The sequence below is a fragment of the Pseudooceanicola marinus genome (assembly GCF_002786295.1).
GTDB classification, from domain to species: domain Bacteria; phylum Pseudomonadota; class Alphaproteobacteria; order Rhodobacterales; family Rhodobacteraceae; genus Pseudooceanicola; species Pseudooceanicola marinus.
Genome location: NZ_PGTC01000028.1, coordinates 1 through 22,703, shown reverse-complemented (window position 1 = coordinate 22,703; position 22,703 = coordinate 1). Strand labels below are relative to the sequence as shown.

22 protein-coding genes are annotated in these 22,703 nt (G+C 64.2%); 14 read left to right on the top strand and 8 right to left on the bottom strand.

The annotated features are described in order from the left end of the window. From CVM50_RS19275 to CVM50_RS19255, 6 genes are all read left to right on the top strand, one after another. On the top strand, positions 1–1,445 hold a 1,445-nt coding region (locus CVM50_RS19275), incomplete at its 5' end, for a DNA cytosine methyltransferase (RefSeq protein WP_100148553.1). Beyond that, entirely contained in the window at positions 1,442–1,615 is a 174-nt protein-coding gene (locus tag CVM50_RS21570; RefSeq protein ID WP_157792244.1) for a hypothetical protein, read from the top strand. The genes CVM50_RS19275 and CVM50_RS21570, both read left to right, overlap by 4 nt. A 17-nt stretch (positions 1,616–1,632) precedes the next feature. Further along, complete coding sequence (locus CVM50_RS19270; protein ID WP_085886665.1) at positions 1,633–1,869, top strand: helix-turn-helix domain-containing protein; 237 nt, start codon at positions 1,633–1,635, stop codon at positions 1,867–1,869. Beyond that, the gene (locus CVM50_RS19265) at positions 1,854–2,870 is read left to right on the top strand and encodes a tyrosine-type recombinase/integrase (protein ID WP_085886582.1); all 1,017 of its coding nucleotides are present in this window, start codon (positions 1,854–1,856) and stop codon (positions 2,868–2,870) included. The genes CVM50_RS19270 and CVM50_RS19265 overlap by 16 nt, the downstream gene beginning before the upstream one ends. Before the next feature lie 282 nt (positions 2,871–3,152). After that, positions 3,153–4,217, top strand: a complete 1,065-nt coding sequence (locus tag CVM50_RS19260; protein ID WP_085886583.1) for a PDDEXK family nuclease — start codon at positions 3,153–3,155, stop codon at positions 4,215–4,217. A gap of 289 nt (positions 4,218–4,506) precedes the next feature. Beyond that, complete coding sequence (locus tag CVM50_RS19255; RefSeq protein WP_143515559.1) at positions 4,507–5,973, top strand: anti-phage dCTP deaminase; 1,467 nt, start codon at positions 4,507–4,509, stop codon at positions 5,971–5,973. 370 nt (positions 5,974–6,343) lie between these two features. On the opposite strand, the gene CVM50_RS19250 is transcribed toward CVM50_RS19255, so the two are convergent. From CVM50_RS19250 to CVM50_RS19225, 7 genes are all read right to left on the bottom strand, one after another. Beyond that, positions 6,344–7,150 carry a DNA adenine methylase gene (locus CVM50_RS19250; protein WP_085886585.1) on the bottom strand — a complete coding sequence of 269 codons (807 nt, stop codon included), beginning with the start codon at positions 7,148–7,150 and terminating at the stop codon, positions 6,344–6,346. 145 nt (positions 7,151–7,295) lie between these two features. Next, complete coding sequence (locus CVM50_RS21565; RefSeq protein ID WP_157792242.1) at positions 7,296–7,472, bottom strand: hypothetical protein; 177 nt, start codon at positions 7,470–7,472, stop codon at positions 7,296–7,298. 623 nt (positions 7,473–8,095) lie between these two features. Beyond that, entirely contained in the window at positions 8,096–8,773 is a 678-nt protein-coding gene (locus tag CVM50_RS19245; protein ID WP_085886586.1) for a TetR/AcrR family transcriptional regulator, read from the bottom strand. A 156-nt stretch (positions 8,774–8,929) separates the two neighbouring features. Beyond that, the gene (locus tag CVM50_RS19240; RefSeq protein ID WP_085886587.1) at positions 8,930–9,979 is read right to left on the bottom strand and encodes an extracellular solute-binding protein; all 1,050 of its coding nucleotides are present in this window, start codon (positions 9,977–9,979) and stop codon (positions 8,930–8,932) included. A gap of 33 nt (positions 9,980–10,012) precedes the next feature. Continuing rightward, positions 10,013–10,825 (bottom strand): ABC transporter permease, encoded by an 813-nt coding sequence (locus CVM50_RS19235; RefSeq protein WP_085886588.1) that lies wholly within the window; start codon positions 10,823–10,825, stop codon positions 10,013–10,015. Further along, positions 10,825–11,694, bottom strand: a complete 870-nt coding sequence (locus tag CVM50_RS19230) for an ABC transporter permease (protein ID WP_085886589.1) — start codon at positions 11,692–11,694, stop codon at positions 10,825–10,827. Before CVM50_RS19230 ends, CVM50_RS19235 begins: the two co-directional genes overlap by 1 nt. Continuing rightward, positions 11,691–12,806, bottom strand: a complete 1,116-nt coding sequence (locus tag CVM50_RS19225; protein ID WP_198431943.1) for an ABC transporter ATP-binding protein — start codon at positions 12,804–12,806, stop codon at positions 11,691–11,693. Before CVM50_RS19225 ends, CVM50_RS19230 begins: the two co-directional genes overlap by 4 nt. Before the next feature lie 433 nt (positions 12,807–13,239). Here CVM50_RS19225 and CVM50_RS19220 point away from each other — a divergent pair, with 433 nt between their 5' ends. The 8 genes from CVM50_RS19220 to CVM50_RS19185 are packed head-to-tail and all read left to right on the top strand — an operon-like array spanning position 13,240 to position 21,644. After that, positions 13,240–14,493: an aminotransferase class III-fold pyridoxal phosphate-dependent enzyme gene (locus CVM50_RS19220; RefSeq protein ID WP_085886591.1), complete on the top strand. Its 1,254-nt coding sequence runs from the start codon at positions 13,240–13,242 to the stop codon at positions 14,491–14,493. A 20-nt stretch (positions 14,494–14,513) separates the two neighbouring features. After that, on the top strand, positions 14,514–16,181 hold the full coding sequence (locus CVM50_RS19215; protein ID WP_085886592.1) for a N,N-dimethylformamidase beta subunit family domain-containing protein: 1,668 nt from the start codon (positions 14,514–14,516) through the stop codon (positions 16,179–16,181). A 20-nt stretch (positions 16,182–16,201) separates the two neighbouring features. Further along, on the top strand, positions 16,202–17,473 hold the full coding sequence (locus tag CVM50_RS19210) for a four-carbon acid sugar kinase family protein (RefSeq protein ID WP_085886593.1): 1,272 nt from the start codon (positions 16,202–16,204) through the stop codon (positions 17,471–17,473). A gap of 10 nt (positions 17,474–17,483) precedes the next feature. After that, on the top strand, positions 17,484–18,143 hold the full coding sequence (locus tag CVM50_RS19205) for a class II aldolase/adducin family protein (protein ID WP_085886594.1): 660 nt from the start codon (positions 17,484–17,486) through the stop codon (positions 18,141–18,143). Positions 18,144–18,162: 19 nt separating this feature from the next. Beyond that, positions 18,163–19,029 carry a transketolase gene (locus tag CVM50_RS19200; protein ID WP_085886595.1) on the top strand — a complete coding sequence of 289 codons (867 nt, stop codon included), beginning with the start codon at positions 18,163–18,165 and terminating at the stop codon, positions 19,027–19,029. After that, positions 19,026–20,057 (top strand): transketolase family protein, encoded by a 1,032-nt coding sequence (locus CVM50_RS19195; RefSeq protein ID WP_085886596.1) that lies wholly within the window; start codon positions 19,026–19,028, stop codon positions 20,055–20,057. Before CVM50_RS19200 ends, CVM50_RS19195 begins: the two co-directional genes overlap by 4 nt. A gap of 1 nt (position 20,058) precedes the next feature. After that, positions 20,059–20,892, top strand: a complete 834-nt coding sequence (locus tag CVM50_RS19190; protein ID WP_157792241.1) for a shikimate dehydrogenase family protein — start codon at positions 20,059–20,061, stop codon at positions 20,890–20,892. After that, positions 20,889–21,644, top strand: a complete 756-nt coding sequence (locus CVM50_RS19185) for an SDR family NAD(P)-dependent oxidoreductase (RefSeq protein WP_085886598.1) — start codon at positions 20,889–20,891, stop codon at positions 21,642–21,644. The genes CVM50_RS19190 and CVM50_RS19185 overlap by 4 nt, the downstream gene beginning before the upstream one ends. Before the next feature lie 448 nt (positions 21,645–22,092). Here CVM50_RS19185 and CVM50_RS19180 read toward each other — a convergent pair whose 3' ends face one another. Then, on the bottom strand, positions 22,093–22,674 hold the full coding sequence (locus CVM50_RS19180; protein ID WP_232618302.1) for an NYN domain-containing protein: 582 nt from the start codon (positions 22,672–22,674) through the stop codon (positions 22,093–22,095). Positions 22,675–22,703: the final 29 nt, after the last annotated feature.

Here is a 22,703-nt window from a genome sequence, read left to right as displayed (position 1 = left end):
GCCCCGACATCGCCATCAACCACAACCCGGCCGCCCTGGCCCTGCATGCGGCCAACCACCCGGACACGCTGCACCTCAGCGAGAACGTCTACCGCGTCGATCCTCTGGACCATCTCGCCGGCCGTCATATCGGCCTGATGTGGTTCAGCCCCGACTGCCGCCACTTCTCCAAGGCCAAGGGTGGCGCCCCGGTGGCCCGCAATATCCGCGATCTCGCCTGGGTGATCCCCGGCTGGATCGAGCGCATCCAGAAGAGCGGCGGCCAGGTGGACGTGGTGATCATGGAGAACGTGGAGGAGTGGAAGACCTGGGGCCCGGTCATCGAGCCCCCGCGCGGGCCGATGCCCTGCCCGAAGCGCCGGGGTGAGACCTTCGAGCGGTGGCGCAAGGCGATCCGCAGGCTGGGCGGCAAGATGGAGACCCGAGAGCTTCGCGCCTGCGACTACGGCGCCCCGACGATCCGCAAGCGGCTCTTCGTCATCATCCGCTTTGACGGCCAGCCGATTGTCTGGCCGGATCCGACCCACGGGGCGCCGGACGATCCGCGCGTGATCGCGGGCGATCTGCAGCCGTGGCGGACGGCCGCGGAGTGCATCGACTGGTCCATCCCTTGCCCCTCGATCTTCGACAGCGCCGAGGCGATCCGCGCAACGCTCGAACTGCGCGCCGTACGGCCCCTCGCCGACAACACCCTCGCGCGCATCGCCCGCGGCGTCGCCCGCTACGTGCTGGAGGCCGAGGCGCCCTTCCTGGTCAACCTCACCCACGGCGAGCGGCCCGGCCAGGCACCCCGCGCCCTCGACCTCGGCAGGCCGCTCGGGACCATCGTGGCCGGTGGCTCCAAGCATGCCGCCTGCGCCGCCTTCCTCGCCCAGCAGAACGGCGGGCCGCGCATGGGCGCCCACGCAGGCCACGGCGCGCGAGATCCGCTCTCCACCGTCGCGGCCAGCGGCAGCCACCAGACGCCCGTCGCAACCTTCTTCGCCAAGTATTACGGCACCGGCGACGGCGCCCGCACCGATGGGCCCTGCCATACCATCACCGTGAAGGACCGCATGGCGCACATGCAGGCCGCCCTGCAGGCCCCGCCGTTCACAGCAGCACATGAGGCCAGGCCCCGCGAGGTGGCCGAGTTCCTCCGCGCCCATGGCGCCTGGGACGGCGGCGACCTGGTCACCCTCGACATCGCCGGCACCCGCTACGTCATCGCCGATATCGGCATGCGCATGCTCACCCCGCGCGAGCTCTTCACCGCCCAGGGCTTCCCCCGCGACTACGTGATCGAGGGCGTCTGGGAGCAGGACAGTGATGGCGGCAGGGACTGGCGCAGCTTCACCAAGAACACACAGGTCAGCTGCGTCGGCAACTCCGTCTGCCCGCCCGTCGCCGCGGCGGTGGTGAAGGCGAACTGTGGGCAGTTGGTGGAGAAGGACAAAATGGCATGATCGGTACCATCCCGACGGGGACCACCCTCGCTCAGGGCACCGTTGTCTCGATCGACCGCACGCTGTGTCGCCGATCCGAAAACGGTTGGAAGCCGGAGCACATCGAGGTCGCCACCGTCAGCGCCGGCGGCCGCATCCTGCGCATTCTCATCGAACACCAGATCTACTGATCCAAGAGCTGCCTGCCATGCCCGTCAATCCCGACTTCACCCCGCGCCTCATGAAGGCCACGGCCGCGGCGCACTACCTCGGCATCTCGCCGTCTAAGCTGCGTGCGCTGGCCCTGCCGGTGCGGCGGGCTGGCGGGAACCTCCTCTACGAGCGGGCCGACCTTGACGCATGGGCCGATGCGCTGCCCTATGATGGCCCACAAGAAGGGACAGACGATTGCAACGCCGCGGATACCGCATGGAACGTAAGCTGACCGGGCTGCGCCGCCAGCGCAGCGGCAGCCGCATTTACATCTATCACCGTGCCACGGGCATCCGCATGCCTGACCTGCCAGAGGATCACCCGGACTTCCTGCGAGCCTACCTGGCGGCCGAGGAAGGCGCGACACCGACCAGGCGCGGCCGGCCGCGCGATGGATCACTCGAGGCGCTCGTCCTGTCGGCGATGCGATCCGACCGGTATGCCGGCCTCAGCGAGGGATACCGGGCCATCATTCGGCGCAACGCCGACCGAATCCTCGAGCGAGGCGCAACGGTCCCCGTCAAGCAGCTGCGCGAACGTCACGTCACGGCCGACCTGCAAGGCCTCGCGCCCCACCCGGCCAACGAGCGACTAAAGACGTGGCGCTTCCTGATATCGCACGCGATCGAGACAGGCCAAATCCCGGACAGCGCCGACCCGACACGTGGCATCCGGAAACGCGCGACACCGAAGGCGCGCCAGCATCCGCCATGGTCGGCCGCCGATGTCGCGGCCTTCCGCGGTAGGTGGCCACTGGATTCGTCGCAGCGGCTGGCCTTCGAAATCCTGCACTGGACCGGCGCACGCATCAGCAGCGCGCTGACGCTCGGGCCGGGCATGATCGACCAGGACGGCTGGCTGCACTTCGTCCAGAGCAAAACGGACGGCCCCGTCTGGATCCCGTTCTCGCGCCGGCCACCCGACTTCGCGGACCCGGCCGACCTGGCGCAGATGCACGCCGCGATCGAAGCTCGGCCGCAATCTCACATGGTCTGGATCACCACCAGCGCCGGCCGGCCCCGCTCGCACAAGGCCGTCAGCTCATGGTTCGCCCGCGCCGCGCGCGAAGCCGGAATTGACGGCGGAAAGTCCGCGCATGGCCTGCGCGTCACCCGCGCGATCAAGCTGGCGGAGGCCGGCGCCACTGCCCACCAGATCGGCGCATGGACCGGCCATGAGCCCTGTCGGAGGTCGAGCATTACAGCCGCCAGGCGGCCCGCAAGCTGCTGCTAAGCGCTCCAGCCGATGGGCGGAAATTGTACAAGGGTTGAAAACTTGTACAGAATAGCCGGCCAAGACTATGTTTTTGCTATCGCATTTTGGTAAGTGGCGCACCGGGGAGGATCAGCCTAACCCTGCAATGCCAGGGGCTTAGCGTGAGAAAGCACTCATGAGGCGGCATAGCAAGTCAACGGCTTACAGAGCGAATGGGAACACGCTGACGGTCCGGACAACGCTTGCCGGGACGCCTACGCTGCGATTGAATAGGGTCGCCGCATAAAAGACGAATTGATCATGCCAATATACGAGTTCGCAAGCGAAGAGATCCGCCCTCTGAGCAAGACCACATTTAGCAAGATGCGACTACAAGAGCGGCGAGACATTCAGCGTCTCCTTCGAGCGAATATTTCGGTCGTTGCTCCTGATACGCTCGTCATCGCAGAGGAGTTCGGCGACTGGGACGAATCCCGAAGACGCATAGACCTACTGGGCATCGACCGTGACGCAAACCTTGTGGTCATTGAGCTGAAACGAACCGAAGACGGTGGCCACATGGAGCTTCAAGCCATCCGCTATGCCGCGATGGTTTCGACCATGACATTCGACCAGGCGGCCGACGTCTTCGCTCGCTATCTGTCTCAGATCGGCGAACCAGACGTAGAAGCAAGAGCAGAACTCCTCGACTTCCTTGGCTGGGAAGAGCCTGATGAAGACGCCTTCGCGCAGGACGTCCGGATCGTCCTGGCATCAGCCGAATTTGCGCGTGAGTTGACCACCTCTGCGCTTTGGCTGATTGAACGCGGTGTCGATATACGCTGTGTGCGTCTTCAACCCTATGAAATCGAAGGGCGGGCCTTCGTAGACGTTCAACAAATTATCCCACTGCCGGAAATGGCAGAGTATCAAGTCAAGGTGACGGAGAAGAAGCGCAAGGAGCGTGAGGCTCGATCGGACAATCGCGATTGGACCAGCTACGACGTGTCCCTCAACGGTCGAAAGCTGTTCTCGCTCCGAAAGCGCCATGCCATCTACCAGGTCTTTCGCTATCTTGTGGAGGAGGGAATTGCTCCAGAGGAGGCCGCTCAGCACTGCGGCAGGCGTTCCAACAGGGCCCTTGTGTCAGTCGATGGTGAAGTGAACGCCGACGACTTCCAGCGTCTCGCAAAGGAGGCTCGCGCCAGAGAAGGGCGGAGCTTCAACCCCAAGCGCTTCTTCAGAGAGGACGAGCAACTGTTGCGTTTTGGTGGGCGCACCTATGCGTTCTCAAGCCAATGGGGTGGACCAGATTGGCATGAGGCCATGATCGGTCTTCGAGATGCGTTCCCTGAGAAGAATATCGATTTCGAGCCGTCAGAGTAGGGGTATTGAACCGCGCCGGGTTTTCCGGAAGCTGATTTGGGTTAGTTACGCGGCCATGTCGTCAGTTTCCAGAGCGGCGCAGAGGTTTGCCTCTGCTTCCGCATGAGATCACGGCCATATTTGCGGCGAAAGCTGATTGACGGAGCGCTAAGCGACATGTGAAGGTATTGAAAAACATCTTTAGTCTGCGTGAGGTTACGTCTTGGATCAATCGACTAGTGCATTACATCTAACGGCAGAGCTGCCAGAGGTGAATAGTGGCCCCAAGGCAAAGTCGATTGATGATAGGTTGTCCCAAGAACTGGTGTTCGCCATGGTTGGCCCAGTCGGATCAGGCTGCACAACAGTTGCAGAGCATATAAAATCAGAGCTGCAAAGCAGATACGACTATTCCGTCCCAGAGATTATCACTGTTTCAGGAATAATTCGTGAAAGCTCAAGATTGGTCGGGGTAGAGATACCTGAAAGATCAGACTTCCAAGCATACCTGAAAAAATCTCAAGAGGCGGGAAACGCCATTCGAGAGAGATTTGGAGAAGAATACTTAATCAAGCGTGTGATCGAGAAGATACACAAACTCCGAGATGAAAATGGAGGCTTCCATGAAGGCAATGTCGTACCCAAGAGAATTGCCTACGTAATTGACTCCATCAAGAATATCGAGGAGTTGAAACTTCTCCGGAGCATCTATCGAGACACGTTGGTAGTTGTTGGCGTCTTCGCCCCTGAGTCCCAAAGATCCGAAAGGCTGGATGTTCCACTTTTAGATTCCGAGGCCATCGGAGTTCTTTTCGAGAAAGACATGGGTGAGAAGCAGCAGTTCGGCCAAGCTACGCGAAAAGTTTTCACGAAATCGGATCTATTCATATCGAATGACAGCGATCTATCCTCCTTAAAGAGAAAGGTGAGGCGTTTAACCGAACTGTGCTTCGACATTGGGATCAACACTCCCTTGAAGTCTGAAGCCGCAATGTACAAGGCAAATGCTATTGCGGGAAACTCAGCATGCCTATCGCGACAAGTAGGGGCAGCAATCGTATCTGCTAGCGGCGAATTCATAGGCGTAGGTTGGAACGATGTACCGCGCTTTGGTGGGGGGCTTTATGACGAGGATCAGAGACAAGAACACGGTGTTGACAATCGTTGTTACGCTTGGGGTGGCTGCAAGTGCCACAACGAGAGTACAAGGAACGATATCGTTGATAAGATAGCGGGAATCATCGCGTCCTCTAATTACGTCAAAAGCAGAACGAAACTGGAAGACATACGCGCTTCCTTGTTAGGATCTCCCGTCGATGCCCTGATTGAGTTCTCTAGATCCATTCACGCTGAAATGGAAGCCATTCTCTCGGTGGCTCGTGAGGGAAAACATTCTCTTGTCGGCGCCACTCTGTACACAAACACGTATCCATGCCATAATTGCGCTAGGCACATTGTAGCCGCCGGCATTAAAGAAGTTGTCTTTATCGAGCCATACCTTAAGAGTATGGCAATAAGCCTTCACAGCGACGCCATTTCTGAGGACCCAGCCAATATAGACGGAAAAGTCCTTTTCCGTCAGTTCGATGGCGTTTCGCCAAGAAATTATTTGAAATTTTTCAGATCGGAGCGTGAAAGGAAGGGCGAGCGAGGTCGGTACCTCGCAGGTGACACAAAAAATGCTTTGCCTCGGCTGGTGATCCCGTTAGACGCTGCAACGAGGTACGAAGAGTTCGTAATCGCATCCCTCGTGGAGGCGACACAAAAGGGAGATTGATTTGACCACAAGCGACGAGCAATTATCCTTTGATTTCGTATATCTAGCCCGACCTGAGTGCTCGCTCGAACCGGAGCGCCTCATGCCGAGTCCTGTGGTATCCTTGGAGCAGGTTCGTCAGCAGCGATACCGCTTGCATGTACTGGAGAGGGTGCGTCAAGCACGAATTTTTGACACAAGCCAGATCGATAGCGACCTCTTAGAAGGCTGATGAATCGTACGAAGCAAGCATACTTGGCTAGCGCCAGCTTGCTCCGCATAGCCGCCACTGGTTTGGCATCCGTATGAATGTACAGACACCGACATTCCCAACGGGAACCGCAGCAAGATCACGTTACGCGCCCCCTCATGGGGGCGCACGCTTTTTACGCTAGAGCAACCCAACCCGAGCCTCCCTGTTCGAGATGATAAGCTCTCGCGCCTCCGAGGCCTCCCCCTTCGAAACTGTGTACTTAAGCTGCACCGGCTCCAGGACGAAGGCCGCGAAGATCTCCCTGATCTCCGGCCGGTCGTTGATCGACAGGAGGAAGGCGCCGCGGATCTCGGACAGCAACCGCGCCATTTCCGCGAACTGATCGCGATCGAACAGCCCCTTGCCATAGTCGGCCTCCCCTCCCCAGTAAGGCGGGTCGAGGTAGAAGAGCGTCTGCGCACTGTCATAGCGCGTCAGGACCTCCTTCCAGTCCAGGTTCTCGAAGACCACCCCGTCCAGCCGCTCATGCGCGGCCTCCAGAAGCGGCTCCAGTCGTGTCAGGCTGAACCGGCTGCCGCGATCGCTCGCCACCCCGAAGACGCCTCCCAGCTTGCCGCCGAAGGCCAGGCGCTGGAGATAGAGGAAGCGCGCGGCCCGCTCCAGATCGGTCAGTCCGGCCGGATCCTGGGCCCGCAGCCGTTCGAACTCGCGGCGCGAGGTGATCTGGAAGCGCATCACGTCCATCAGCTGCGGATAGTGCCGCTGCAGGTTGCGGAAGAGATTGGTGATCTCGCCGTTGAGATCGTTCGCCACCTCGCATTTCGGCCGCCAGGACCGGCGCAGGAAGACCCCGCCCATGCCCACGAAGGGCTCGGCATAGGTGGCATGGGGGATGGCCTCGATCCGCTCGATGATCTTGCGGTGGAGCGCCTTCTTGCCGCCCAGCCACGGGGCAACCGGAGCGGCGGCGGCAACTTTCGTCATTGTGTTCATGAAAAGTTCCAGTCAGAACCTCCCGGCTCTCGCGAGAGTACGGGCGGCGATTCTGGAAATGCTCGTCGGCGCAGCCGGTCTGCAAACTGGGCTGCGTGGTGGCGGTGTTGGCTCACCGCTGCCCCCGTCTTGGGGGCTACCCGTCGAACTCGCCAGGCGCGGCCAGTCGGACGGAATGGATCTCGGCCATGTCGTCGGCTTCCTGCGCCTGCAGGCGCGCGGCGGCCACATCCGGGGCCTCGAACAGGAAGGCGCGCGGCGGGTAGTACCAGCCGTGCGCCACATTGCTCATGGTCACGACATAGAGGGGCATTCCGCCTCCCAGGTCGCATTGGTCTTCAGGTCCCGGCGCAGGTTCCAGGGCGCGTTGGCGGCGCGCCAGTCGACTTCGGCCTGGCTGAACACCCGCATCTCCTCCACGTCGCAGAAGGCCGGCCCATCTGCGTTGGCGCGGGTTAGTTTTGCATAGCAGGCGAATCCTGCTCGAGAGCGCACGCATGTCAGATGGCTGAAGGTCGCGGAAGGGCTGGGACCGGCTGTTCGCTACACTTGGTACCCATGCCCCTTCGGGCTTAGACCGGCCATCGGCCTCACCCGGAACAAAGGACAGCGTAGGCCTGAAGCACCAGAGAGCGCCGTCGGAGCCCCCCCCGGCGTCGCATGACAGCAAATTACGCGCTGAGGAATGATCCATGGCTCCAGCGAGAAGCACCGGCCGGCAAAGTCAGAAGTTTCCACTGTGACGGCCGTGCTACCGTCCACACAAATAAACGATCGGCATTGCGCGCCAATATGTCCGCAGCCAACTTTAACCGGTCTGCATCAACGCTTTGAAACTGCGGTGTCAGACTAATGAGATAGCTATGCACTTCAGTTAGAAGTATGCCCCACCCGCCGCACGTCCTTAAAATCGCTCAGGTGAAAGGTTCGATCTAGTCAGAGGGCGATGGCTGCCAGCTCCTCGGGGGTGACCGATCGACGTGGCAAGTATTCCGGCAAGTAGCGCCGCAGGTAGGTGATCGCGCACTCGGTGCCCTGGCGCCGGTAGTCCTCGGTAATATGCCCCTCGCGGCCGTAGGACAGTGCCCAGATACCGTCCATTGCCGCGCCGGCGATCTCGATCCAATGCGCTAGGTCCGGCATCTCGGGCAGATCGAAATAGGTCCGCAGCATGCGCGCGCGGCTCTGGGCGATCCTGGCATTGCCCTGAAAATCGGCATTGCGCACGGCAACCGAGACCCCCGCCCCAAGAAACAGCCGAAGCGCCGCCGGCCGGCTGTTCTGGAACTCCGCCCCGCTGGCATGCTTACGCGTCAGCAATTCCTGCCAAGTCTGCGGTTCGGGATCGGTCAGCGGCTCGATCGAGCGCTCGTAGATCTCCTGGCTGAACCTTTCGGCCAGGGCGACGTAGACGGCATTGCGGTTCGGAAAGAAGTAGTAGACCGAGGCAAGCGGCACCTGCGCTTGCTCCGCGATCTGCGCAAGCGAGATGTCCTCGTCGCCAAGATCGCTCAGCAGCGACTCTGTCGCATCAAGTAACAGGTTGAACCGTTCGACCCCGCGCTTGCGTGTCGGTCTGTTGACGGAGTCTGTCTTGTCGGCGGCTCCTGTCACGGATGCGTCTCCACTTTCGTAAAAGCCTTACAAAGCGCAGCCCTGCTCGGCAAGCGCACCAGCGCGCCAAGGGGTGCGGCGCAACGCAGGATCGGGCCCCCGAAGGGGCCCGACCAACACCTTTGCCCTCACGCCCATGGCGCCCGGGCGGCAGGCTTACTGCAGCAACCAGTTGGTCCAGCGGTCGCGCAACTCGTCACGGTTTTCACCAATCCAAGCGAAATCGGGGTCGACCAGCAGCTCGTAGTTGTCCGGGTAGGTCGCGTAGAGCTTCTGCTCTTCCTCCGGCAGCTGCCTCAGGCCAATCGTCGAGGAGGTGGCGTAGCCGACATCGGAGATGAAGCCGGGATGACCGTCAGCGTCCCCGTAGAAGAAATCGATGAATTCCATAGCCGCTTCGGGGTTCGGGCTGTCCTTCAGCACAGCGAAGTAGCCCGTGTCCCGGATGGCGCCATCCCAGGCCATTGCGAACGGGTTTCCGTCCTGCACGACCTTCAGGGCACGACCGGAATAGGCCATCGTCATGACGACCTCGTCGTCTCGCATGATCTGCTGCACTTGGTTGCCGGTCTTCCACCAGACCGCGATCTCGGGGCGGATCTCGTCCAGCTTGGCATAAGCGCGGTCAAGATCGAGCGGGAAGAGGTCTTCCTTGGCGACCCCATCCGCCAGCAATGCAACCACGGGCAGCCACCAGTCGCGGTCCCCGGTGTCGGGCAGCCCTCGCGGCCCGGGATAGGTCTCGGTATCCCAGAAGTCGGCCCAGGTGCTGGGCTGATCCCCCTCATAGGCATCGGTGTTGTAGGTCAGGACCATGCCGCCGGTCGTGCGGGCCACGCCCTTGGTAGTGCAGGCGCCAGGCAATGCATACTCGGCCACATTGGGCAGGTCGGCGCAGGGGATATCGACCAGGATGTCGGCCTTGTCGACCAGATCCGGGCCCGTGGCGGTGACGATGTCGAACTCGACGTTGCCCGTTCGCATCATGCCCTCGGCGCGCGCCCACTGATCGGGAACCTCGATGTCGAAGGGGATCACCTCGGTGCCACTGGCCTCTTGGAAGGGCAGGTAGAAATACTCTTCCAGCGTGTTGCGCATCAGGCCGCCGGTCGTGGCGATGACCAGCTCATCCGCCTGCGCCGCGCCACCGGCGAACACCAGCGCCATGGCTCCGGCGAGGGTCTTCACATAGGTTTTCTTAGTCATGGAACTCTCCGTGTTGGGGTTGGGTCTTTAAGGTCAGCCGGCCTCTTCAGGGGCCGTTCTGTTGGCAGCCGCGCGCCGCAGAAGGGCGGCGGCGATCAGAGCGAAAATCGATACCGCCGTCAGCAGCACGGCAATCGCGGGGATGATCGGGGTCAGGTTCTGCTCAATATCGTCGAACATCATGCGCGGCAGCGTCTTGTCGCGAATGCCGGCTAGGAAAAAGGCAATGACCGGCTCATCAAAAGACAGGATGAAGGCGAAAAGCCCGCCGGACAGGACGTTGGGCAGAATCATCGGTAGGGTCACCAGCCGGAACGCGGTGAAGCGCGAGGCGCCGCAGGACATCGCCGCATCCTCCAGCGTAGCATCGACCGCCGACAGCGCCGCCGAGACGGTGAAGACGGCGAAGGGCATGGCGATGACCGAATGGGCCAGCACGTAGCCGAAGACAGTGCTGGAGAGCCCGATCCGCTGGAAGAAGAGGTAGAGCGCCACCGCCAGCGCGATATGCGGCACCACGATCGGCGCGATCAGCAGGCCCTGGAACAGGGCCCCGATCCGGCCCGCGCCGCGCATCAGCGCATAGGTCGCCATGGTGGCCACCACCGAGGTGGTGATCGCCGTCAGCACCGCGATCTTTAGCGAGAAGACCGTGGCCCCCATCCACCGGGAATTGCTGAAGAAGTCGGTGAACCAGCTCAGGGTGAAGCCGACCGGCGGGAAGGTCAGGTAATCGGTTTCGGAGAAGGCCATCGGCAGGATGATGACGATGGGCGCCAGCACGAAGAACAGCACCGCGTAGACATAGCCCATCAGCAGCAGGCGGCGGGGAGAGAGGTTCTGCATCAGACCTGCCCCCCCATCATCCGGTCAAAGCGGAAGATCTTGCTGAAGGCTAGGGTGATAGCGGTCACGAAGAGGGTCAGCACGCCGACCAGCGCCGCAGCGAAGGGCCAGTCCAGGAACTCGCGCAGCTGCTGGGAGATCAGCGTGGCGATCATCATGTCCTGGGGCGAGCCCAGCAGGGCGGGCGTGATGAAGTAGCCAAGGGCGGTCAGGAAGACCAGGATAAAGCCGCCCAGCACCCCGGGCAGTGCCAGCGGGAAGGTCACCTCGGTGAAGACCCGCAGCGGGCCGGCACCGCAGATCAGCGCAGCGCGGCCGTAATCCTCGGGGATGTTGCGCAGCGCACCGTAGATCGGCAGCACCATGAAGGGCATCAGCACATGGGTCATCGCCACGACGACCGCGCCCTGGGTATATAGCAGCCGGATCGGTTCGGACGTGATGCCAAACCACTGCATCGCCTCGTTGATCAGGCCGTTGCGCTGCAGCAGCACAGCCCAGGCGGCGGTCCGCACCAGCACCGAGGACCAGAAGGGCAGCAGGATGCAGGCCCCGATCAGCATGGCGACGGGACCGGACGAGGACACCATCGCCATCGCCACCGGGAAGGCCAGCAACAGCGAGGTGATCGCAACCAGCAGCGCCGTCCACAGGGTACGCAGAAGCACCTTGCCGTAGACCGGGTTGTCAAGGATGCGGGCGTAATTGTCGAAGCCGGCCGTCGGCTCCGTCACCGACAGGGACAGCAGGCTGATCAGAGGATAGAGGAAGGCAAAGGCGATCAGCATGAAGAACGGCGCCATCAGCAGCAGGATCCCCCCCCGCGACAGATGGCGCCCATCCGGGCGGAAGAAGTCCTGCAGGCTCATGCGGCGGCCTCCTCGCCATAGACAAGCATGGCCTCGGGCGGGCAGCTCAGGCCGATCGTCTCTCCCTCCGTCAGGGCCGGGGGCAGCGAGGCGGAAGCGACACGGGCGCGGATCTCGGTGCCGTCGGGCAGTGCGGCGATCAGCAGCGTGCCCGCCCCAGCATAGACGACCTCGCGCAGAGTGGCCTGCAGCGCGTCCGGCGTGACCGGATCGCAGACCGTGAGACGTTCGGGACGGATCGCCAGGGTCACCGCCCCCTGCCCCACGGTGCCCACCACGGCCCCCGTCGGCGGCACCATACGTTCGCCGGTGCCCAAGGTCAGCGCGGCACCGTCCCATTGCGCCGGGATCATGTTCATCTCGCCGATGAAACCGGCGGCAAAGAGATTGGCTGGGCGCTCATACAGCTCCCGCGCAGGCGACAGCTGTTGCAGCTTGCCGCCACGCAGGATCGCCACCCGGTCGGCCATGGTCAGCGCTTCGCCCTGGTCATGGGTCACGAAGACGACGGTGATCCCCAGTTCATGATGCAGCCGCTTGATCTCCAGCTGCATTTCCTCGCGCAGGTTCTTGTCCAGCGCCGACAGCGGCTCATCCATCAGCAGCAGCCGCGGCTCATAGACGATTGCGCGGGCCAGGGCCACGCGTTGGCGCTGGCCGCCGGAAAGCTGCGACGGCATCCGCGCGCCGTAGCCGTCCAGACGCACCACCTTCAGCGCCTCCGCCGCGCGGCGCCGGCGCTCTGTCCGCCCGACGCCCCGCATCTTGAGCGGAAAGGCCACGTTGTCGGCCACGGTCATGTGCGGAAACAGGGAATAATGCTGAAACACCATGCCGATGTTGCGCTTCTGAGGCGGCAGGCGGGTACAGTCCACACCGTCGATCAGGATACGCCCGGCCGTGGGCACCTCGAATCCCGCCAGCATCATCAGGATGGTGGACTTGCCCGAGCCGGAGGGACCGAGCAGTGCCAGGAATTCGCCACTGCGGATATTGATGGCGAACTCGTCCACTGCCTTCAGGGAGCCATAGTGCTTCGCCAGCCCGTCGACCGCGATTTCCGCCCCCCGCACCGGAGGGGTCCCTGTCTGCGCCTGTACAACGTCGTCCATCTGCATCCTCTGAAGTCTGGCGCCGGAGCCTGCCCGGCACTGTTGCCCCTGAACGCTACGCGCCCCGATAAAAAAATCAATTATTTTCAGCTACAGCTCAAACATTTTTCTGAAAATTGATGGGAAAACTGCCACGATCAGAAAGCAGGCGCCACCACCAAACCCCTTCAAACACCAATTAATTCATTGCAATAAATAGATAAAAACAGGCGTTGACGAAACTGATGATCAAAAAACCAGGACACACTCTCCGATGGATACTCAGAATCATCTTGACGAAACCCAATCTATTCCTGAATTTTCCTTAACTAACTACCGAGAGTCTCCAGGCCTCTCGGGCGAACCCCCTCGCCTCCCCCCGCACGGGGCGGCAGGCCTTCCTTCCCGCGCGGGCGCCGAAGCCCGCTCCCGCAGATACAGAACGGATCCGACGATGAACGACGCAGCCGCCGCCCCCAACACCTCACAGGACAGCCGGTTGAGGGAACGCGCCGCCCGCGTCATCCCCGGTGGCATGTGGGGGCACCAGCGCGCGTCGGCGGTTCCGGCGGGCTACCCGCAATTCTTCGCCGGCGGCGACGGTGCCACGGTGCGCGACGTGGACGGGCGCGACTATATCGACTTCATGTGCAGCTGGGGGCCAATCATCCTCGGCCATCGCCATCCTGAGGTCGACGCGGTCGTCCGCGCGCAGATGGAGGCCGGCGACTGCCTGAACGGGCCCACCGAACACGCCGTTCGCCTGGCCGAGACTCTGGTGCGGATGATCCCGCATGCCGACTGGGCCTTGATGCAGAAGAACGGATCGGACGCGATGACTACCTGCGTGACCCTAGCCCGCGCGGGCACCGGGCGGCGCAAGATCCTGGTCGCCAGCGGCGCCTACCACGGTGCGGTGCCCTGGTCCTCGCCCTCACTGCTGGGGGTCACCGCCGAGGACCGCGCGCACCTACTGCATTACACCTACAACGACGCCGAGAGTCTGGCCGCCGCCGCCGAGGCCGCCGGCGGCGACTTGGCCGGGATCATCGTCTCGGCCTTCCGCCATGATGTCGGCACGCCGCAGGAGATGCCCACGGCGGCGTTCGCGACCACGGCCCGCGCCCTGTGCGATGCCGCCGGCGCAGCACTGATCGTCGACGACGTGCGCGCGGGCTTCCGCCTGAACCTTGGCGGCAGCTGGGAAGAGGTGGGTGTGCGTCCCGATCTCGCGGGCTATTCCAAGGCAATCGCCAATGGTCAGCCGCTGGCCGCCGTCACCGGCAATGACCGCTTCCGCCCCGCCGCCGCCGATGCCTTCTTCACCGGCTCCTTCTGGTACAGCGGCGCTCCGATGGCGGCGGCCGTCAAGGTGCTGGACATCCTTGAGCGCGAGAACGCCCCGGCCCGGCTGCAGGCCGCTGGCGCGCGCTTCGCCGAAGGCTTCGTCGCCGCCGGCGCGCGGCATGGGTTGGAGGTCTCTCTCTCCGGTCCGCCTGCCATGCCTGAGATGCACTTCGCGGACGATCGGGACCACGCGCTGGCCGAGACCTTCTGCCTGGAGGCCCTGCGCCGCGGCGTCTACCTGCACCACCGTCACAACATGTTCCTGTCCCTGGCCCATAGCGACGCCGTGGTCGACCGCGCCGTCGACGCCATGGATGATGCCTTTGCCGCACTGGCCCGTAGCCGGCCCACCAGCACCTGACCCGAACCGGAGTTATCCCGATGAAGACCTCCCCCTTCCGCTACCCCGAAACCGGCCCCCATGCCATCCGGCCCTGGGCCGTTCGCAAGGGATATGCCGACGAACATTTCCTCTCCGACTACCGCTTCCAGTTCCCGCGCGAGGATCCGGAGCTGGCCGAGGTCTTCGTCTACACACCGCGCATGTCCTATTTCCCCGGCGAAACGGTCGAGTTCCACGGCTCGAGCACGGCCGAGACCTGGAACATGCAGATCTATCGCGACGGCGCACGCCCGGAAATGGTGCACGAAGCCTTCGACATGCCGGGCGTGTTCGCCCCGACCTCGGAAACGGCCTATGTCGACGGATGCGACTGGCCCGTGGTCCACAGCTGGACCATCCCCGAGGGCCTGCGCCCGGGCTTCTACCTGGTGGTCTCGACCTGCCTGCGGAAATCCGGCGAGCGTTTCGTGCAGCACCATTTCATCGTCGTGCGCGCCACGCCGGAGACCAGCCGGGGCAAGATCCTGCTGATGCTCGCCACCGGCACCTGGACGGCCTACAACGACTGGGGCGGGGCCAACCACTACTTCGGCACCTACGGGCCGGAGAGAAACGAGGGCTCGCCGCATCTGTCGATGCACCGCCCCTGGACGCGGGGCAAGCTGTGGCTGCCCAAGGGCGCGGCGCGCGTCGCGCAGACCCGGCTGCCCGAGATGAACGACCTGCCCGGCTACCCGTCGAAGGAATGGGGCTATTCCCACGGCTTCGGGCAGTATTACGCCGCCGCCGGCTGGGCCCAGTTCGACCGCCATTTCGCCCATTGGGCCGAACGCGAAGGCTACGGCTTCGACATAATCACCCAGACCGACCTGCATCTCGATCCCTCGATTCTGGACGATTACAGCTGCCTGGTGACGGTGGGTCACGACGAATACTGGTCCTGGGAGATGCGCAAGACGGTCGAAGACTTCGTCGAGCGTGGCGGCGGCTTCTCCCGCTTCGGCGGCAACTTCCTGTGGCAGATCCGGCTGGAGGACGACGGCGCCCGGCAGGTCTGCTGGAAGACCAAGGCGCCCACCCATGACCCTGTGCGCGACGACCCCGAGCGCAAACATCTGCTGACAGCATCGTGGGAAAGCGGCGGCGTTTCCTGGCCCGGCGCTTCCACCGTGGGGGTCAACGGCTGTCACGGCATGTACGGAAGCTGGGGCGGCTTCGCCCCGCGTGGTTCACGCGGTTTCACCGTCTACCGGCCCGATCACTGGGTCTTCGGCGGCACCGACCTGCGCTATGCCGATGTCTTCGGCGCCGAGGCGAACATCTTCGGCTATGAGGTCGACGGGCTGAACTACACCTTCGAACGCGGACTGCCCTACCCGGTGATGGATCCCGGCGTGCCCGAGGGGATCGAGATCCTGGCGATGAGCCCGGCCACGCTTTTCGAGTACGAGCACGAGGGCCCCGGCTATCGCTACTACGTCCGCGACAGCGATCTGGTCGGCCTGTCGGAACTGGCCGCGGAAGAGACCCCGGTCGCGCGGCGCAACTTCCAGTATGGTTCCGGCATGGTCGTCGGCATGAAGCGAGGAGCGGGCGAGGTGATCTGCGCAGGCACCTGCGAATGGGTCATGGGGCTGACCCGGCGCGACCCGTTCACCGAACAGATCACCCGCAACGCACTTGACCGTTTCGGCGGCTCGGCCTGAATGCCGGAGGCAGATCCATCATGGCCCCCTCCCCCTCTCTCGGGATCATCTCCGACGACGTGACCGGCGGCTTGCTGGTGGCGAGCTATTTCGAGGAGGCGGGGCTGGAAAGTCCCGTCGCCCTGCGACCCGATGCCGTCGAGAATACCGGCGCGATCCAGATCCTCGCCACCCGCAGCAGACTGGCGCCCCCGGACGAGGCGCGGGCCGTGATCTCCGCAGCCCTCGATGCGCTGCTGGCCGCAGGCTGCCCCGCCATCGGCTACAAGGCCTGCGCCAGCTTCGATTCCACCGAAGAGGGCAATATCGGCCCCGCCGTCCACCTGCTGGCAGAGCGGATGGCACAAGACCCGATGCTGGTCAGCGCCGGCTTCCCCGAGTTCCGGGCCACGGTGCACCAGGGCTATCTCTTCTACCAGGGACGTCTCGTAACCGAGTCGATCAAGCGGCTGGATCCGGTGACCCCGATGCCCGATCCGGACCTGCGGCGGTTCCTCGGCCGCCAGGCGCGTGAGGCCTTCGGGCTGGTGTCCCACCTCGATCTGCATGGCGGGGCCGCGGCGGCCCGCACGGCGCTGGCGCGCGAAAGGGCTGCCGGGCATCGTTTCATCCTGCTCGACAGCTCCGACGACGCGGACATCGCGGCCAGCGCGGAACTCGCCCGGGAGGCCCGCGCCATCGTCGCCAGCGACCCGCTGCTCGTGGCCTGGGGACTGGCGCGCGCCGCCGACAGGGCGGGCAGCGCGCCGCCGCCGCCGCGCATCGACGGGCCGGCGGCGGTCCTCGTGGGCAGTGTCGGCCCCGTGGCGGAGGCGCAGCTGGCCGCCTTCGCCGCGCATCACCCCGTGCTGACCTTGGACCTGCTGGCCGACGGCTCGGAGGCGGAGCAGATCGCACGGGCGCTGGAGTGGGCTACGCCCCGGATCGGTGACACACCCTTCGCAATAACGACGCTTGCGGACGAGGCCGGCATCTGCGCCGCACAGGCCGCCCTGGGCCGCATCGGCGCCGCCCGCCAAGCGGAGCGTCTGCTGTCGGGCATCGCGCGCGGTCTGCGGGATCGCGGCCTCAGGCGCCTCGTGGTGGCGGGGGGCGAGACCTCCGGCGCGACGGTGGAAGCCCTCGGCCTGTCCCGCCTGCGCGCCCTGCCCCGTGGCCCCCTGGGTGGCGGCTTCTGCATCGGCACGGCCTCCGGCCCCACCCCCGTGGAGCCGATCTCGCTGTTCCTGAAATCCGGCAAGCTGGGCACGGCCGACGTGCTGCTGCGCGCCCTCGACCGGATGCCAAGCTGAAAGGCCCCAGATGACCGAAGACGACATCCGCACCGCCCTGATCGAGGCCAGCCGCGCCTGCATCGCGCAGGGCCTGTCCAATGCCACCGCCGGCAATATCTCGATCCGTTTCGGGGCGGGCATGATGATCACGCCCTCGGGCATCCCGCCGGAGGAGATGCGCCCGGAGATGATGGTGCCCTGCACCTTCGATGGCACCTGGCAGGGGCACTGGAAACCCTCTTCCGAATGGGCGCTGCACGCCGCGCTCTACGCCGCGCGGCCCAGGGCGCAGGCGGTGGTCCACGCCCATCCGACCCATTGCGTCGCCCTGTCGTGCCTGCGCAAGCCGATCCCGGCCTTCCACTACATGATCGCGGGCTTCGGCGGCGAGGAGATCCCCTGTGCCCGCTACGAGACCTTCGGCTCCGCCGCCCTCGCCCGCTCCGTCGCGGCCACTCTCGGGCACCGCTATCACGCCTGCCTGATGGCCAACCACGGCATGATCGCCCTCGGCCCCGACCTCGCCACCGCCCTGACGCGCACCGGCAAGCTGGAGGCGCTGGCACAGCAGTACCTGCTGGCCAGCTCGGTCGGCACCCCGGTCCTGCTGCCATCAGAAGAAATGGCCAGGGTGGCGGAGGCCTATGAAAACTACGGCTACGAAGCCGCGCCCTCTGCCACCTCATGAAACCGCAAGGGAGGACCAAATGATCCCCGACAGAGCCAACACCAGCCTCGCCGTCCTCGCCGACCGGGCGAAGTTCATCCGAAAGGAAACCGTCCGCCTCAGCCGTATCGCCGGCGCCGGGCATTATTCCTCCACCTTCTCCTGCGCCGAGATCCTGGCCACCCTCTACTATTCCCAACTGCGCATCGAACCGGGCCAGCCCGACTGGCCCGACCGCGACCGCTTCGTCATGTCCAAGGGGCATGCTGCCATCGGCCTCTATCCGGTGCTGGCGGACCTGGGCTATTTCGAGCCTTCGGCGCTCGATACCTACACCCGTCTCGGCTCCCCCTTCGGCGATCATCCGGACATGAAGAAGGTGCGCGGTATCGACTTCTCCTCCGGCTCTCTCGGGCACGGGCTGTCCATCGGGCTGGGCATGGCGCTGGCCGGGCGCACCACCGGACGCGACTACCGCACCTACGTCATGCTGGGCGATGGCGAACTGGCCGAGGGCCAGATCTGGGAGGCCGCCATGGCCGCCGCGCACTTCAAGCTCGGCCATCTATGCGTCCTGCTGGACCGCAACGGCCTGAGCATCGACGGCCATACCGAGGATGTCATGGCGATCGAGCCGATCCACGATCGTTTCGCCGCCTTCGGTTGGGAGGTTCAGCGGATCGACGGCCACGACCTGCAGGCCCTTCGCACCGCCTTTGCCGCCCTGCCCGACGGGACGCGCGGCAAGCCCCAGGTGATCATCTGCGACACCGTGAAGGGCCGGGGCGTGAAGCTGATGGAGATGTCGCTCGACTGGCACGTGGGCAACCTCAAGGGCGAGGATTACGACGCCGTCATGGCCGAACTGGACGCGGGGCTTAGCCCGCTGGAGGACCTGGACCAATGAGCACCGAGATGCAGAACGAAGCCGAGATCTTTCGCGGCACCACCAGCGGCGCGACCAGCCTGCGGGACCGGCGGTCGGTCCAGGGTACACCGAAGGCAGGCATGCCCGCCTTCGTGCTGGGCGAGGAACTGGCCCGGCTGGCCGAGCGCGATCCGCGCATCGTCGTCGGCACCGCCGACCTGGCCTCGGCCAACCGCACCAACGACTTCCGCGCGGCGCACCCGGAGCGGTTCTTCAACTTCGGCATCGCCGAGAAGAACATGATCACCGCCGCCGCCGGCATGGCTGCCTGCGGGATGATCCCCTATGTCGCTACCTTTGCCAGCTTCGCCTCGATCTTGGGGGCCGAGCAGATCCGCACCGACTGTGCCTATCCGCGAATGCCCGTGAGGATCATCGGCACCCATTCGGGCATGTCGATGGGTTTCTACGGCTCATCGCACCATGCGTTGGAGGATCTGGGTATGCTGCGCACTGTGGCGGACCTGACCGTCTGCTGCGCCACCGACGCCAACCACCTGCGCGCCCTGCTGCGCGCCTCTGTCGATCACCCCGGCGCGATGTACCTCCGGCTAGGCCGGGGCCGGGACCCGGAGGTCTACCCGGAAGTGCCGGAGTTGGAGATCGGCCGCGCGATCCGCCTGCGCGAGGGCCATGATCTGACCCTGATCGCGACCGGCAGCCAAGTGCGCGCCGGGCTCGACGCCGCTGCCGCCTTAGCGACCGAGGGGGTCTCCGTACGAGTCGTTGACATGCACACCATCAGCCCGCTGGACCGCCAGGAAGTCGCCGCCGCCGCCCGTGAGACCGGCGCCATCCTGACCCTGGAGGAACACAACATCACCGGCGGCCTGGGCAGCGCTGTGGCCGAGGTGCTGGTCGACCTGCCCCGCTGCCCCTTCCTGCGCCATGGCGTGCCGGACCGCTTCGTCGAGGTCGGCCCGCCCGCGGCCCTCTACGCCGCCTACAGGCTCGATGCCGCCGGCATCACCGAGATCGCGCGCGACTTCCTCGCCGGTCTGCGCTGACATGCCCGTCCCGGCCAGCACCCTGACCATCACCGGCGCCAGCCGCGTCATGTTCATCATGGGCGACCCGATTGATCAGGTCATCGGCACGGCGACCCTGAACGCACACTGGGCCGACCTAGGCCGTGATCTGGTGACCGTGCCCCTCCACACCCGGCCCGAACATCTGGCCGGGATGCTCGACGCGATCCGCCAGTCCCCAAGCCTAGCGGGGACCGGCATCACCATTCCGCACAAGATCGCCGCCCTCTCCCTGGTCGACCACATGACAGAAGCGGCGCGGCGAGTCGGCTCCGTGAACTTCATACGCCGTAATCCCGATGGCAGCCTGACCGGCCACAACGTAGACGGCGCGGGGTTCCTCGAGGGTCTCTCGGCCCAGGGCATTGACCCCGCCGGCCTTTCCGTGGCCCTTGCCGGTGCCGGCGGCGTAGCTCGCGCCATCGCCTTTGCCTTGGTCGGCGCCGGGATCGCCCGGCTGACCCTGTCCAACCGCAATTCCGACAAGGCGACTGCCCTCGCAGAAGACCTCGCCACCAGCGCCGGCGCCGCGGGATGCGCAATCACGGTCCACCCACGCGGAGACCGCATTCCCGAGGGCGCCGAACTGCTGATCAACGCAACCTCCCTCGGAATGCGGGCGTCCGACCCGCTGCCCTTCGCTGAGGCGCAGATAGTCGAGGCCCGAATCCTAGCAGAAGTGGTCATGCGCCCGGCGGACACCGCGTTTCTTGCCCGCGGCCATGCGCTTGGCCTGACCTGCGTGCCGGGCCATGCAATGCTGGCGCCTCAGGCCGACTTGGTCGCACGCTTCCTCGACGGAGATCCCGCATGATCCTGATCACCGGGGGTACGGCAGGCATTGGCCTAGCCACGGCCAGTAATCTCTTGGCGCGCGGTCATAAAGTGGTGATCGCGGGCCGCGACCTCACCAGCGCCGACGCCGCGCTGCACCAGCTGCCGGGCGCCTGCTTCCTCCGGGCCGACGTCAGCCGCGAAGCGGATTGCCGCGCCTTGGTCGAGGCGACACTTGAGATCTCGCGCGGACGCCTGAGAGGACTAGTGAATAACGCTGGCATTGGCGAACGACACAGATTCGCCGAGACCACCACAGCCGACTGGGACCGCATCATGAATACGAACGCGCGCAGCGCCTTCCTGATGACGCGACTGGCGCTGCCCGCTCTGATGGAGGGACGTGGCTCCGTGGTCAACGTCGCATCCGTCGCCGGCCTGCGCGGAGAGGAGAACCTGGCCCTCTACACCGCCAGCAAGGCAGCCATGATCGGGCTGACCCAGTCACTTGCTCTGGAGCTAGGCCACGCCGTGCGGTTCAACGCTGTCTGCCCTGGCCAGGTCGCCACGCGTATGATGCAGAAGGTGCTGGCCGACCCCGACCGCTGCACCGCGCTGGAAGCACGCATTCCCGTGGGGCGCTTCGCCCAACCAGAGGATGTCGGCCGGACGATCGCCTGGCTTCTTTCAGACGAGGCCGCCTACATCAACGGCACCGTGATACCCGTCGACGGTGGGGAAACCGCAGGCCTGCGCGCGCTCCACAACTCGACACGACCCTCCTACCCGTAAGAGTGGGCTTTTTTCTCCAATTAGCCGCGCACGAAAACCACGGTCCCCTCACCGGTCAGGAGCATTGTGCCCAAATTTTCAGGGTACCCCCGGGGGCATCGGTAGGCGACTAGTCCGAACCCCAACCAGAGATCTTCTTTGAACCCCTGCGAAACAGCGTCGCGGTGGCCGCGAACACATAAGCGGACCTTCGTGCCTGCCGCAGCGAACGACCGGAGCCAGCCCAAAGCGGACCTTTGCGCCAGGCGCAGCGAATGACCGGTCTCAGCCCGAAGCGAATATTCATGCCACCCACGCAGCTTGGCTAGTGCAAACCCAGAAGATCTGGCCATCCATATGCTCAGCTTGCAATGATCGAATGTCGGTCCAGCGTCTGGCTGCTATCCACTTTCCATGCTCACCAGCCGAACAAGCTCTGAAGCGTAAGATCATTCGGGCGCCGGTCATTCTACCGCTGCTCGGTTAGAGGCAGCGCCAACCAAAGCTCCCCGGAGCGATAACCTCCGCGCACGAGACGGTTGCCGCGGGCGAGCTCCGGGTACTGTTCAACCCAGTCTCGAAAGCGATCATTGGTGACCACGCGCGCATCATAATCGCGGGCCGCAGCGAGAATGACCTCGTCTGCAGGTGTACCTTTGGCGACAACCATTACCCTGCCAACTCGAAGCCCCAAGAGCTTCGCAAGCTCGACATCGCCCTGATACCGATTGACCAGCTTGTATCCAACATTTGCATCGAAAACCACGCAAGGCGCGTAGCCCTTGGTGCTCAGGCATTGCGTGACATCTCTAACCGCAGCGATGTCCGGACCGCGTCCCTTCCAGTGCATGATGTTGGAGCCATCCAGCAGGATCCACGGCGTCTTCACACGCCGCGAAAGGCCAGTTCCCCAGACACGCCAGAGCAGAAGAAGCAGGCTGCCAATCACGCCAGGTCCCGCCAGAAGCACAAGGTCCGAAAGCCCAGGCACGAACAAGCTAGCCAGGAGAGCTGAGAGGGATAAGGCGAAAATGAAGATCAATCCGAACACAGGAGCTCTCCTTCGGCGACAGATAACTA

Excerpts from the sequence above, each read along its gene's own strand:
- CVM50_RS21565 (WP_157792242.1), bottom strand. The coding sequence starts at position 7,472 with ATGCCCCTCTATGTCGTGACCATGAGCAATGTGGCGCACGGCTGGTAC.
- CVM50_RS19265 (WP_085886582.1), top strand. The coding sequence starts at position 1,854 with ATGGAACGTAAGCTGACCGGGCTGCGCCGCCAGCGCAGCGGCAGCCGC.
- CVM50_RS19185 (WP_085886598.1), top strand. The coding sequence starts at position 20,889 with ATGATCCTGATCACCGGGGGTACGGCAGGCATTGGCCTAGCCACGGCC.
- CVM50_RS19205 (WP_085886594.1), top strand. The coding sequence starts at position 17,484 with ATGACCGAAGACGACATCCGCACCGCCCTGATCGAGGCCAGCCGCGCC.
- CVM50_RS19195 (WP_085886596.1), top strand. The coding sequence starts at position 19,026 with ATGAGCACCGAGATGCAGAACGAAGCCGAGATCTTTCGCGGCACCACC.
- CVM50_RS19210 (WP_085886593.1), top strand. The coding sequence starts at position 16,202 with ATGGCCCCCTCCCCCTCTCTCGGGATCATCTCCGACGACGTGACCGGC.
- CVM50_RS21570 (WP_157792244.1), top strand. The coding sequence starts at position 1,442 with ATGATCGGTACCATCCCGACGGGGACCACCCTCGCTCAGGGCACCGTT.
- CVM50_RS19270 (WP_085886665.1), top strand. The coding sequence starts at position 1,633 with ATGCCCGTCAATCCCGACTTCACCCCGCGCCTCATGAAGGCCACGGCC.
- CVM50_RS19230 (WP_085886589.1), bottom strand. The coding sequence starts at position 11,694 with ATGAGCCTGCAGGACTTCTTCCGCCCGGATGGGCGCCATCTGTCGCGG.
- CVM50_RS19200 (WP_085886595.1), top strand. The coding sequence starts at position 18,163 with ATGATCCCCGACAGAGCCAACACCAGCCTCGCCGTCCTCGCCGACCGG.
- CVM50_RS19240 (WP_085886587.1), bottom strand. The coding sequence starts at position 9,979 with ATGACTAAGAAAACCTATGTGAAGACCCTCGCCGGAGCCATGGCGCTG.
- CVM50_RS19225 (WP_198431943.1), bottom strand. The coding sequence starts at position 12,806 with ATGGACGACGTTGTACAGGCGCAGACAGGGACCCCTCCGGTGCGGGGG.
- CVM50_RS19220 (WP_085886591.1), top strand. The coding sequence starts at position 13,240 with ATGAACGACGCAGCCGCCGCCCCCAACACCTCACAGGACAGCCGGTTG.
- CVM50_RS19250 (WP_085886585.1), bottom strand. The coding sequence starts at position 7,150 with ATGACGAAAGTTGCCGCCGCCGCTCCGGTTGCCCCGTGGCTGGGCGGC.
- CVM50_RS19215 (WP_085886592.1), top strand. The coding sequence starts at position 14,514 with ATGAAGACCTCCCCCTTCCGCTACCCCGAAACCGGCCCCCATGCCATC.
- CVM50_RS19235 (WP_085886588.1), bottom strand. The coding sequence starts at position 10,825 with ATGCAGAACCTCTCTCCCCGCCGCCTGCTGCTGATGGGCTATGTCTAC.
- CVM50_RS19260 (WP_085886583.1), top strand. The coding sequence starts at position 3,153 with ATGCCAATATACGAGTTCGCAAGCGAAGAGATCCGCCCTCTGAGCAAG.
- CVM50_RS19190 (WP_157792241.1), top strand. The coding sequence starts at position 20,059 with ATGCCCGTCCCGGCCAGCACCCTGACCATCACCGGCGCCAGCCGCGTC.